This is a genomic window from Alkalihalobacterium sp. TH-98 (assembly GCF_057473385.1).
On the sequence record NZ_JBYCKM010000027.1, the window covers coordinates 64621 to 77501 of the forward strand.

At 36.8% G+C, this 12881-nt stretch carries 13 protein-coding genes; all 13 read left to right on the forward strand.

Annotated elements, in window-relative coordinates; all coding sequences use genetic code 11:
• The first annotated feature begins 20 nt into the window (after positions 1–20).
• The 13 genes from yqfD (at position 21) to ccpN (ending at position 12847) form a co-directional block, all read left to right on the forward strand.
• Positions 21–1208: a sporulation protein YqfD gene (yqfD, locus tag AC2VNP_RS10715; protein ID WP_486917330.1), complete on the forward strand. Its 1188-nt coding sequence runs from the start codon at positions 21–23 to the stop codon at positions 1206–1208.
• Between the two features lie 5 nt (positions 1209–1213).
• The gene (locus AC2VNP_RS10720) at positions 1214–2188 is read left to right on the forward strand and encodes a PhoH family protein (RefSeq protein WP_486917331.1); all 975 of its coding nucleotides are present in this window, start codon (positions 1214–1216) and stop codon (positions 2186–2188) included.
• Between the two features lie 220 nt (positions 2189–2408).
• Entirely contained in the window at positions 2409–4574 is a 2166-nt protein-coding gene (locus AC2VNP_RS10725; protein ID WP_486917332.1) for an HD family phosphohydrolase, read from the forward strand.
• Entirely contained in the window at positions 4574–5044 is a 471-nt protein-coding gene (gene ybeY, locus AC2VNP_RS10730; RefSeq protein WP_486917397.1) for an rRNA maturation RNase YbeY, read from the forward strand. Before AC2VNP_RS10725 ends, ybeY begins: the two co-directional genes overlap by 1 nt.
• On the forward strand, positions 5028–5432 hold the full coding sequence (locus tag AC2VNP_RS10735) for a diacylglycerol kinase (protein WP_486917333.1): 405 nt from the start codon (positions 5028–5030) through the stop codon (positions 5430–5432). The genes ybeY and AC2VNP_RS10735 overlap by 17 nt, the downstream gene beginning before the upstream one ends.
• Before the next feature lie 24 nt (positions 5433–5456).
• Positions 5457–6191, forward strand: a complete 735-nt coding sequence (locus AC2VNP_RS10740) for a DUF502 domain-containing protein (RefSeq protein WP_486917334.1) — start codon at positions 5457–5459, stop codon at positions 6189–6191.
• A 3-nt stretch (positions 6192–6194) separates the two neighbouring features.
• Positions 6195–6593: a cytidine deaminase gene (locus AC2VNP_RS10745; protein WP_486917335.1), complete on the forward strand. Its 399-nt coding sequence runs from the start codon at positions 6195–6197 to the stop codon at positions 6591–6593.
• A complete protein-coding gene (era, locus tag AC2VNP_RS10750; RefSeq protein WP_486917336.1) occupies positions 6586–7497 on the forward strand; it encodes a GTPase Era in 912 nt (303 codons plus the stop codon). Before AC2VNP_RS10745 ends, era begins: the two co-directional genes overlap by 8 nt.
• A 226-nt stretch (positions 7498–7723) precedes the next feature.
• Positions 7724–7864: a YqzL family protein gene (locus AC2VNP_RS10755; protein ID WP_418198310.1), complete on the forward strand. Its 141-nt coding sequence runs from the start codon at positions 7724–7726 to the stop codon at positions 7862–7864.
• A gap of 40 nt (positions 7865–7904) precedes the next feature.
• Positions 7905–8669: a DNA repair protein RecO gene (gene recO, locus AC2VNP_RS10760; protein ID WP_486917337.1), complete on the forward strand. Its 765-nt coding sequence runs from the start codon at positions 7905–7907 to the stop codon at positions 8667–8669.
• A 402-nt stretch (positions 8670–9071) separates the two neighbouring features.
• The gene (gene glyQ, locus AC2VNP_RS10765) at positions 9072–9962 is read left to right on the forward strand and encodes a glycine--tRNA ligase subunit alpha (RefSeq protein ID WP_275118518.1); all 891 of its coding nucleotides are present in this window, start codon (positions 9072–9074) and stop codon (positions 9960–9962) included.
• A complete protein-coding gene (gene glyS, locus AC2VNP_RS10770; RefSeq protein ID WP_486917338.1) occupies positions 9955–12030 on the forward strand; it encodes a glycine--tRNA ligase subunit beta in 2076 nt (691 codons plus the stop codon). The genes glyQ and glyS overlap by 8 nt, the downstream gene beginning before the upstream one ends.
• 193 nt (positions 12031–12223) lie before the next feature.
• Positions 12224–12847 (forward strand): transcriptional regulator CcpN, encoded by a 624-nt coding sequence (gene ccpN / locus AC2VNP_RS10775; RefSeq protein WP_486917339.1) that lies wholly within the window; start codon positions 12224–12226, stop codon positions 12845–12847.
• Positions 12848–12881 lie beyond the last annotated feature (34 nt).

The window sequence follows — 12881 nt, forward strand, 5'->3', positions numbered from 1 at the left end:
TAGTTAGTAGGAGGATGACAATGAAAAATGTTTGGTTAAACTACCTTTATGGTTACGTTAGAATGAGGATAGATGGGCCATATGGGGAACGGTTTTTAAACCGGTGTATAGAATACGACATCCATATTTGGAACATTAAAAGAGTTGGAGACGAGCGAATCGTTTGTTATATTGCCTTAGAAGACGTTAAACGTCTGAGGCCTCTTTTACGTATGACAAGCTGTAAGGTAACGTTTACTGAAAGACGAGGGTTGCCTTTCTTATACAAAAAAATGTGGAAGCGAGGAGGATTTACGGCAGGGATTTTTTCCTTTGCCATCGTTCTTCTCATCCTGTCAAACATGGTCTGGAACATATCGATCGAGGGAGCCTCTCCTAAGGTCGAGCATCAATTACGATTAGCGGTTGAAGAAATTGGGATTGAGCGTGGGAAGTTCATTTTTATGCTTCCTAGTGTTGAAGAAATCCAAAAGAAAGTGACCGATCAGATTGAAGATGCTACATGGATTGGTGTAAAGCTGAATGGTACAACCTTTCAGTTCAGTGTTGTAGAGCAGACTTTACCTGAAAAACAGGAAACACTAAACCCAAGACACCTAGTAGCAAAGAAAAAAGCAATTATTCATGATATGTTTATTGAACAAGGTCAAGTGCTAGTTCGCAGAAATGAATTTGTAAATAAAGGTGATTTACTCGTTTCTGGATTTATTGGAAAAGAGGATAATACACAAATTGTTCCTGCTAAAGGAAGTGTTCTCGGCGAAATTTGGTACAAGTCTGAGGTAACAGTCCCCCTTGTTAATCATTTTGAAACATTAACAGGAGAAGGTAAGACTTACCATTATTTATCTGTTTTTAATTTTGACTTACCAATCTGGGGTTGGAAAAAACATTCTTTTGAAAAAGCAGAGCCTTTTGAAAGAAAACATTCAATACAACTTTTAAATTGGACGCTACCTGTGCAATATAAGAAAAAGCAATGGTTAGAAAAAAATGAAATTGAACGAGAGTACACTGAAGACGAGGCGGTACAAGTTGCCAAAAAGATGGCGAAAGAAGAATTACAGGAGCGATTACCAGAGGATGCGTTAATAAAAGGTGAAAAAGTTTTGCACCAAGACGTTGAGAATGGTAAAGTTAAATTAAAGCTTCATTACCAAGTTATAGAAGATATTACGACGGAGCAACCGATCATTCAAGGAGATTGAGGCTATTGTCACAAATGAAGAATATTCCATTAGAAATTAAAGATCAAAATGAAGTTCAAAGATTGTATGGTCCAAACGATTCTCACTTAAAACGTATTGAAGAAAAACTCGATGTTCAAATAACGACTCGAGGGGAAGATCTATCGGTCAAAGGTGAAGATGAAGCGGTTCAAGTCGTGAAAGATGTTCTAGAAACGATGTTGAAGCTGTTACGTCAAGGAACGGCATTATCAGAACGAGATGTTGTATATGCTATTCAATTAGCAGAAAAAGGCATGCTCGAAGAACTTCTTCATTTATATCAAGAAAAGCTTACAGTTAATGCAAAGGGCAAACCTGTCTTAATTAAGACATTAGGGCAAAAGCATTATGTTTCATCAATACGAAAGCGTGACCTCGTCTTTGGAATAGGTCCTGCTGGAACAGGAAAAACGTATTTGGCTGTTGTTATGGCAGTAACAGCATTAAAAGAAGGACAAGTAAAGAAAATTGTCCTTACACGTCCTGCAGTAGAAGCTGGAGAAAGCTTAGGTTTTTTACCGGGTGACTTAAAGGAAAAAGTTGATCCATATTTGCGCCCGCTCTACGATGCTCTTCATGATATTTTAGGTGTTGAACAAACCCTGCGATTGATGGAGAGAGGGACAATTGAAGTTGCACCATTAGCGTATATGCGAGGCCGCACATTAGACGATTCTTTCGTTATCTTAGATGAGGCCCAAAATACGACACAAGAGCAAATGAAAATGTTTTTAACACGATTAGGTTTTGGTTCGAAGATGGTAGTAAATGGAGATTTAACACAAATTGACTTACCAAAAGGAAAAAGATCCGGGTTAAAAGTTGGTATCGATGTACTTGGTAATGTACAAGGGGTAGACTTTATTTACTTACAACAATCTGACGTCGTTCGTCATACTCTCGTTCAACGGATTTTAGATGCGTATGATCATTCAGAAAAAAGAGAAAAAGAAGAGTAAACATTTTGTTCTGAGGGTGACCCATTTTTAAAGTACTGGCCTCGCTCGATAGTTAGCTGCTCATCGTTGAGACACTATTATCAAATAAGCGATGTAAATTGTACTTATGAGTCGCCCTCTTATCCTTATTACATAATTGTTTCTTCCCTTAGTTTAAAACTTTATAATGTTGGACAAACAGGGAAAGGAGTATTAGGTAAGAAAATAGAGGTGACCGATCTTGAATAAACGTTCCCCGATCGATCAAATGACATGGTGGAAAAAAATAAAAGACCATCGCTACCTACGTGGTGTTCTTTTTGTTATATTAGCCGTATTTTTATTCCTGTCAATGCTGGATAATATCATTCCAGAAAAGATTGAAGTTCGAATGTCTTCAGTCGCTGAACAAGACATTCGTGCTCCGATTACAGTCGAGAATAAGATTGCAACTGAACAAAAGCGGCGGGAAGTACTAGAGGCAGTTCAACCTGTTTATGTACTTAAAAAAGAATATGCGCAAATGCAAGTAGAGAAAATCAATGATATTTTCGATTTAATTCATCTAGTTAATGAAGAAATGACTAAGACAGAGTTAGAGGCAGAAGCAGGTCAGGAGACAGAAAAGTTAAGTTTAGAAGAACGCTTAACATATGTTCAAGAAGTGATTTCATCAGGGACAACGAATGACCTTTCAGATGAAACGGTTCGTACATTATTATTATCTTCTAGCAGTCAACTGCAAGTTGCAAGGGAAACAACAACGAACGCAGTTCATTCGGTAATGAGTGAAAGAATTGCTATTAATGATTTAGCTCAAGCAAAAAGGTCTGTAAAAGATAAGATTGCGATTTTAACGGTTTCTAATCGTTTGCATGATGCAATGATTGAAACGGCACAATTTGCTATTATACCTAATTATATTTATGACGATAAGGCAACAGAACGACTTCAACAAGAAGCGGTTGAATCAGTTGAGCCGGTTATTATCCGAGAAGGACAGCTGCTTGTAAAGCAAGGCGAGTTAATTAATCATGAGATTTATGAACAACTGCGAATGGTTGGTCTATTAGATGATGCGTTTAATATATTTCCATATTTAGGATTAGCACTTTTAGTATTATTAATGGTCGGGATGCTTTCATATTATTTGAATGAAGCACAAACAAGTGTAAAAACCAATAATAGCCATTTGCTCATGTTTATTCTAATCTTCTTTATTGGTGTTTCTGTTATGAAAATAACGAGCCTAATTGAAAGATTAGATATTGTAGCAGTAGGCTTAATTGTGCCAGTTGCAGTTGGTGCGATGTTGTTAACGACGTTAATTCATCAACGTATTGCATTATTTTCAAGTATTTTCTTTGCCATTATTGCGAGTATTATCTTTAATAATGATGCGGTAGGCACGTTTAATTTTACGTTTGGTGTATATATTTTATTCAGTTGTTTTGCAGGAGTCTATTTTTTAGGACGCTCAACAAGTATGACTCGAATATTAAAAGCGGGACTATTCGTTTCATTTATTAACATGGTAACGATTATATCGATCTTATTCCTAAAGGGCTTTCAACAGAGTTGGATCGAGGTTGGCATGTATTTAGGTTTTGCCTTTTTATCAGGGTTTATAGCTGCTGTGTTAACGCTAGGTCTAGTTCCTTTTTTTGAAGCTGGCTTTGGAATTTTATCGACAACTAAGCTTATTGAATTATCAAATCCAAACCATCCTTTACTAAGAAAAATCTTATTAGAAGCTCCTGGAACATATCATCATAGTGTAGTAGTCGGGAACTTAGCAGAAGCGGCATGTGAATCGATTGGAGCAAATGGTTTACTAGCAAGAGTTGGTTCTTATTATCATGACATAGGCAAAACGAAACGACCGCATTTCTTTATTGAAAATCAAATGAAGATCGATAATCCACATGATAAAATATCACCCCAACTTAGTAAAACCATTATCATCTCGCATCCTTATGACGGTGCAGATATGTTAAAGGAATACAAGATGCCAAAAGAGATTATTGATATTGCTGAACAGCATCACGGAACAACATTGTTGAAGTATTTTTATCATAAAGCGAATCAAGAAACGGATCAAACGATACCTGAAGAACAATTCAGATATCCTGGACCTAAAGCTCAAACGAAAGAAGCTGCAATTGTCGGTATAGCCGACTGTATTGAAGCCGCTGTAAGATCTTTAACTAAGCCAACACCAGACAAAATATTGGCGATGATAAGAAAGATCGTAAATGATCGTCTTGAGGATGGTCAATTTAACGAGTGTGACCTTACTTTGAAAGAGCTAGACAAAGTGGCGGTTTCAATGTATGAGACCTTACAAGGAACATTCCATTCACGTATTGAGTATCCAGAAGATCCTAAAGAAAAAGGAGCGAAATGATGAACTTTGAGATTGACATTCTTGATGAGACTAATGAAGTTACGAAAGAACAAATTCAGTTGACAGAAGAAATTATCAGCGAAGCAGCTAAAATGGAAGGTTTAACCGGACCAACTGAAATTTCAATAACTTTTGTAGACGATGAGCGGATCCGAGAAATAAACCGCGATTATCGTGGGAAAGATACACCTACTGATGTAATTTCTTTCGCCTTAAATGAGGCCGGGGAGGAAGAGGTACAAATTATTGATCCAGAAGGTCCAAATGTTTTAGGTGATATTATCATTTCCATACCACGTACGATCGAACAAGCTCAACATTATGAACATTCTTTTGAAAGAGAACTAGGGTTTCTCCTTGTCCATGGATTTCTCCATTTGTTAGGATACGATCACTTAACAGATGAAGAGGAGAAAGTTATGTTTTCTAGACAAGAAGAAATCTTGAACGCCTATGGACTTAAAAGATAAAAACCTTTGGGGATTTAAGCGACTGCTTCGTTCTTTCGTATATGCATGGACTGGTTTAAAGTATGTTATTCGTTATGAGCAAAATATGAGAGTACATTTAACTATGAGCATAGTAGTTATGGCGTTAGCGTTTATATTAAATGTTCCTTTAAATCAAAAAATTATTTTATTGTTAGTTGTAGGTATGGTGGTCTCTTTAGAGGTGATGAATACAGCGATAGAACGGACTGTAGATATGATCACAGAAGAATACCATCCGCAAGCAAAAGTGGCTAAAGATATTGCTGCTGGAGCGGTGTTTATTTTTAGTATTATTTCAGTGTTAATTGGTTTGGCAATTTTTTTACCACCGATTATTGAGCGTGTATCCATGATTTTAGGCTCATAGTGGGAGAGGAGTTTACTAGGAGACATGTGGAAGAGGCTGCAAAAAAATATTATAGCTGGACTTATTTTTCTGTTGCCAGCAATTGCCACAATCTATGTTATTCAATTTTTGTTTACATTAATTGATGCATTTCTAGGCTCATTTATTACTGGCATATTAAAAGGGTTAAATATTATAACTACTCATGACGGTAGTATTTATTTTCTTGGTGTCTATACTCCATTTTCTGAACGGATTTTTGGGGTTGGCTTCATCTTAACCATTTTTCTCATTACATGGATTGGTTCCATGCGGCTGACAGGTAAAGGAAGTGGGATTTTAAATGCGATTGATAGAGGATTTAGGAAAGTTCCTATTGCTAACTCTATCTATACGTCTGTCGAACAAGTGATCCATGCTTTCGCACAAGAACGTTCCTCATTTAAGAATGTCGTTCTTTTAGAGTACCCTAGAAAAGGTCTTTATACGATAGGATTTCAAACGGGTTCTTCAAAAGGAGAAGTTCAGCGGCTAACTTCCAAGGAGTGCATCAATGTTTTTTTGCCAACAACACCTAATCCGACATCTGGCTGGTTAGTTCTCGTTCCTAGAGAAGATGTCATTGTTCTCAACATGACAGTAGAACAAGGTTTGAAATTTATTATATCTGGCGGGGTCGTTGTTCCGCCTGATCCGATGGATGATGTAATCGAAAAAGAAGCAACTTTCGATAAAACAAACATGAAAGTATTTATACGTGAAAAAAGAAAGGAAGAATAAATTTTGGATAAAACAAAGCTTATGGACGAAGCAAAAACTGCTAGGGAAAAAGCATATGTTCCATATTCCAAGTTTTCAGTTGGAGCGGCCTTACTTACAAAGGATGGACAAGTTTATAAAGGTTGTAACATTGAAAATGCATCGTATGGTTTAACCAACTGTGCTGAAAGGACAGCTATCTTTAAGGCAGTTTCAGAAGGTATTAATAACTTTACTGCAATTGCTGTTGTGGCAGATACAGAACGTCCGGTACCACCATGTGGTGCATGTCGTCAAGTGCTCTCTGAATTTTGCCATGCAGAAATGCCTGTTTACTTAACCAATTTAAAAGGTGATGTACAAGAAATAACTGTAGGTGAATTATTGCCTGGAGCTTTTACTGCGGGGGATTTAAATGAATAATAGAGAAGGATACAAGTCTGGTTTTGTTGCAATTATTGGGAGACCGAATGTAGGGAAATCAACCTTATTAAATTATATTGTAGGTCAAAAAATAGCGATTATGAGTGATAAGCCACAAACAACGAGAAATAAAATACAAGGTGTGTATACGAATAATGACGCACAGATCGTTTTTTTAGACACACCAGGTATTCATAGACCTAAGCATAAGCTCGGTGATTTTATGATGAAAATTGCAAATAATACGTTAAGAGAAGTCGACTTAATTATGTTTGTCATCGATGCAGGAGAAGGTTTTGGTTCTGGTGAACAATTTATTTTAGATCGATTAAAAGAGTCAAAAACGCCGGTTTTTCTAGTCGTTAATAAAATTGATAAAGTTTATCCAGAAAAGTTATTAGACATTATTAATGGATATAAAGATCGTCATACATTCGAAGAAATTGTTCCAGTTTCGGCATTAGAAGGAAATAATGTACCGACATTATTAGAGCAAATTACAAAACATTTACCTGAAGGGCCGCAATATTACCCTGCCGATCAAGTAACGGATCACCCTGAACGATTCATTGTCGCTGAGTTAATTCGTGAAAAAGCTCTGCACTTAACTCGAGAAGAAATTCCCCATTCATTAGCTGTTGTCATTGAACAGATGAAGCAGCGTGAAGGTAGTGAAACCGTCTATGTTGGAGCTACGATTATTGTAGAGCGTTCATCACAAAAAGGTATTATTATCGGAAAGCAAGGCAGCATGCTAAAAGAAATAGGTAAACGAGCCCGGACGGATATTGAAGCATTGCTAGGTTCAAAAGTCTTTTTGGAATTATGGGTAAAAGTCCAAAAAGACTGGAGAAACAAAGGGCATCAGTTACGTGATTTTGGCTTTAACGAAGATGAATATTAAATGTAATGTTCGTAATCAGTTATTAACAAATATTTAACAATGGCTCGGTATTCAGCCATTGTTTTTTTATCAAAAAATCTCTAAGATAGATGTATGAAGTAATTGAATGTTGCATATGACTATTTGTCATAATTGACAATTATTCCATAACATGAATTTGCAAATCAAGGTCAAGCTATAGAGTATAGAGCGGTCTAACAATCCTTAAACGAAAGGTGGAATTCCAATGCTTGATTTTTCCTGGAAAGTATTCTCGATGACGGGAAGTGTTGATACTTATTTGTTGATCAAGGAACTGGAAAAGGAGCATGGTGATGTTTCAGCTCAAGATATTGAAGAGGAGTTTACAAATTTAGACGCTCACTAATCTTGCTTGCACCTCACGACTTCTATGTGTGGTGACGAGAATGTTTCAGAAAGTTGAAGGAATTGTTATACGTACTTCGGATTACGGGGAATCTAATAAAATTGTTACATTACTTACAAGAGAATTAGGGAAGGTTGGTGTGATGGCGAGAGGAGCTAAAAAGCCTAAGAGCCGCCTAGCTGCAGTTTCCCAATTATTTATTTACGGCACTTTTCTCATACAAAAGGGCTCAGGTCTTGGTACTCTTCAACAGGGAGAGATCATTCAATCTTATCGAGAGGTTCGAAACGACTTACTTCGAGCCTCTTATGCATCTTACATAGTTGAATTAACCGATAAGCTTACCAATGACCGTGAACGTAATCCGTATTTATTTGAACTACTAATGCAAACGCTACATTACATTGACGAAGAAGTAGATCCAGAAATATTAGTCCGCCTCTATGAAGTGAAAATGCTTTTTGTAGCTGGAATTGGCCCGCAATTAAATAATTGTGCTAGTTGTGGAAGTGTTGATGGTGAATTTTCTTTTTCAATAGGCGAGGGTGGCTTTTTATGTCATCGCTGTTCAGCAAAAGATCCTTACCGTTTAAAAGTTTCACCGGGAACGATAAAATTGCTACGGCTTTTTTATCACTTTGACTTGAACCGTTTAGGAAATATTTCAGTAAAAAAAGAAACAAAGCAAGAATTAAAACAAGTTTTAAATTCATATTATGATGAGTATTCTGGTTTGAAGCTTAAATCCAGATCATTCTTAGACCAATTAGAAAAAATGGATTGGTTAGACTCAAATCAAAGTTGACATTAGGTATCTTTTTGAGTATTATGCTTTTAAAGAACAACCTTAATTTTAAACAAACAGTGCAAAGAAGGAAAAGGAGTACTTATCCTCTCTATAAAAAGCGAACCTAGGGTGGTGTGAGCTAGGGATATAGATGATAAAGAAAGGCAATCTGGAGCACTTCTCTTTAAAGTGGCTATTCTCCATATAGGAGATTAGCAAATAGGGTGGAACCGCGGGTTACTCTCGTCCCTATGCTATAAGTTATAGCATAGGAACGAGAGTTTTTTTGATTTTAAAAGGCGCTACATGAAGAACTTATGGCACCTTTTAACGAAGACATATTCAGTTCTATGTTGTAGGTAGAAACTCTTATAGTGGCATCAGCCACTGCAGGAGTTAATTGATAAGGAGGAAAGAAAGATGAACGTACAAAATATGATACTTACGTTACAAAACTTTTGGGCGAAACAAAATTGTATTATTATGCAGGCGTACGACGTTGAAAAAGGTGCTGGAACGATGAACCCAATGACTTATTTAAGAAGTATTGGGCCAGAGCCTTGGAATGTTGCTTATGTTGAACCTTCTAGACGTCCAGTGGATGGACGCTATGGTGAAAACCCTAACCGTCTATACCAACATCATCAATTTCAAGTAATTATGAAACCTTCACCTGATAACATCCAGGAGCTATATTTAGACAGCTTGAAAGAATTAGGAATTAATCCTTTAGAACATGATATTCGCTTTGTTGAGGATAACTGGGAAGCTCCTACCTTAGGTGCTTGGGGTCTAGGTTGGGAAGTTTGGCTGGATGGTATGGAAATTACGCAGTTTACGTACTTCCAGCAAGTAGGGGGCATCGATGCTCATCCTGTAGCTGTTGAAATTACATATGGTATTGAACGTTTAGCTTCATACATTCAGGATAAAGAAAATGTATTCGACCTTGATTGGGTTAATGGTGTAACTTATGGAGACATATTTTTACAACCAGAATACGAGCATTCCAAATATACTTTTGAGGTTTCAGACAGTACGATGATGTTTCAATTATTTAGTACATACGAACAAGAAGCGAAACGTGCATTAGCAGAAAATCTAGTTTTCCCAGCTTATGATTATGTATTGAAATGCTCTCATGTATTCAACCAACTTGATGCTAGAGGAGCAATTTCTGTTACAGAACGAACAGGTTATATTGGACGTGTCCGTAATTTAGCAAGAGATTGTGCAAAAGTGTACTTAGCTGAACGTGAAAGACTTGGCTTCCCAATGCTTAAGGATAAGGAGGAGATGTCAAATGAGTAAAAAGGATTTTTTACTTGAAATTGGTTTAGAAGAAATGCCTGCCCGCTTTGTGACAGATGCAATGAATCAGCTGAAAGATAAAATTGAGAATTGGCTAAAAGACGGAAATGTGGCGTATGAAGCGATCGAAGCTTATTCAACGCCAAGACGACTTGCTATTTTAATTACTGAAGTTGCTGAAAAGCAAGAAGACATGATAGAAGAGGCAAGAGGGCCGGCGAAGAGAATTGCAAAAGATGAAGAAGGAAATTGGACGAAGGCCGCTTTAGGATTTGCCAGAGGACAAGGTCTTTCAACTGATGAACTATTTTTCAACGAAGTGAATGGACAAGAGTATGTTTTTGCTAAAAAGCATATTGTTGGTCAAGAAACGAAAACAATATTACCGCAAGTTGAAGACATTATCAAAGGCCTTCACTTTCCAAAAAACATGCGTTGGAATCAATATGACTTGCGATACGTCCGTCCGATTCAATGGTTAGTTGCCCTTTATGGTGATGAAGTTATTCCTTTTGAAATCACCAATGTTCAAACAGACCGTAAGTCATTAGGACACCGCTTTTTAGGCAATGAGACAACAATTAATGAACCACGCGATTACGTCCGTACACTTTTAGCTGAGCATGTTATCGTTAATCCTTCAGAAAGAAAAGAAGCCATTAGAAATCAAATCAAACAAATTGAGGAACAAAATGGTTGGGTCATACCGATTGAAGAGGAATTACTAGAAGAAGTCAATAATCTGGTAGAGTACCCTACTGCTCTTCATGGAAGTTTTGATGAAAGCTTTCTTGAAGTACCGGAAGAAGTGCTAATTACCTCTATGAGAGAACATCAGCGTTACTTTCCTGTACATACAAAAGAAGGTGCCCTCTTACCGCACTTTATAACGGTAAGAAATGGTAATCATGAGTTTTTAGAAAATGTTGTTAAAGGAAACGAAAAAGTACTGAGAGCTCGACTTTCTGATGCACAATTTTTCTATCGTGAAGATCAAAAGCTTAAGATTGAAGATGCACTGGTACGATTAGAATCAATTGTCTATCATGAGGAATTAGGTACTCTGGCTGAAAAAGTCGGTCGAGTACAGGCGATTTCAAGCAAACTTGCTACAAAGCTTGGAGTAACCGATAATTCAACGATTAACCGTGCAGCCGAGTTATGTAAGTTTGATTTAGTTACACAAATGGTTTATGAGTTTCCTGAGTTACAAGGACGAATGGGTGAAGAGTATGCTTTAAAGGCTGGAGAGGCTCCTGAAGTTGCTTTAGCAATTAAAGAGCATTATATGCCGAGGTTTGCCAATGATCAGAGCCCTTCTACTGTGACAGGAACAGTTGTAAGTATGGCTGATAAACTGGACACGATCATTACTTGTTTTGGTATTGGTCTCATCCCATCTGGTTCTCAAGATCCTTATGCACTTCGTCGTCAAGCTGCGGGTGTAATTCAAATGATCCTTGATAAAAACTTGAGTGTATCTGTTGAAGAAGTCATTAAAATAGCCATAAATGAAGCGGAAGAAAAACAGTTACTAAAGAGAAGCAGAGAAGAAGTATCAAAAGACTTAATCGAATTCTTTAGACTGCGGGTAAAAAATACGCTTCAAGAGCGCGGTACACGCTATGATATCGTTGATGCTGTTCTTTCAGAAACAATTGGACAGGTAGATACGATCGTCAAAAAGGCTCAGCTTTTAATGGAACAAATTGAAGCTGCACCATTTAAAGAGACGGTTGAAACGTTAAGTCGTGTGACTAATATTGCGACTAAAGCTGGTCATTCTACAGATTTATCGGAAAGTTTATTTGAACAGGAAGAGGAAAAAACGCTTTATAAAGTTTACCTCGAGACTGATGAAAAAGTTAAACGAGCTTTAGAAACTGGGAATGTTGCTGAAGCTTATCAAGCGCTTGTTGAGACAAAAGAGACGATAAACTTATATTTTGATAATATTATGGTTATGTCTGATGATGAGAAGGTAAAAGAAAACCGCTTAGTGCAAATGAAGTTACTTGCTGATACGATTCAAGGTTTTGCTAACTTTAATGCTATCGTGTTTGCTTAAAAAGTTTAGAAATACTAAGGCTGACTCAAAAGAAATGATAAATTGTAGTCAGCCTGTTACTTAAAGTAAATACTAATGAACTAAAATAATGCGCCGCATATTCCATAATTCATTGTATTAGTATATAATAATAGAATAAAAAGCATAACACATTTTTGTGTTATGAAGGCGGTGAAGTACAATCGAACTAACTGTGAGACAAGAGCAGATTATAGATATTGTTAAAAGCAATGGGCCGATTACCGGAGAACAAATTGCAGAAAGATTAAATTTAACAAGAGCTACATTGAGACCAGATCTAGCGATTTTAACGATGGCAGGCTTTTTAGATGCACGACCGAGAGTAGGATATTTTTATACTGGAAAAACAGGTTCACAATTGCTGACAGAAAAAGTTAAAAAAATTACAGTACAACAGTATCAATCAATACCTGTTGTAGTAAACGAATCTTCTTCTGTTTATGATGCTATCGTTACGATGTTTCTAGAAGATGTTGGCACTTTATTTGTTGTTGACCAAAACTCTTCATTAATGGGAGTTGTCTCGCGTAAAGATTTATTGCGAGCAAGTATCGGCAGTCAAAAAATTGAAACAATGCCTGTTAATATTATCATGACAAGAATGCCTAATATTACAATGTGTCAAAAAGATGATTTGATTATTGATGTGGCGAATAAGTTAATAGACAAACAAATTGATGCCTTGCCAGTAGTCCGTGAGTTTGATAAAGGTTCGGGACTAGAAGTAATTGGTAGATTAACAAAAACGAACATTACGAAAGTGTTAGTGGACCTAGCAAACGACGACCTAATTTGATGAAGTTGTATGTTTGGTCAATGAGGAGGTAGTA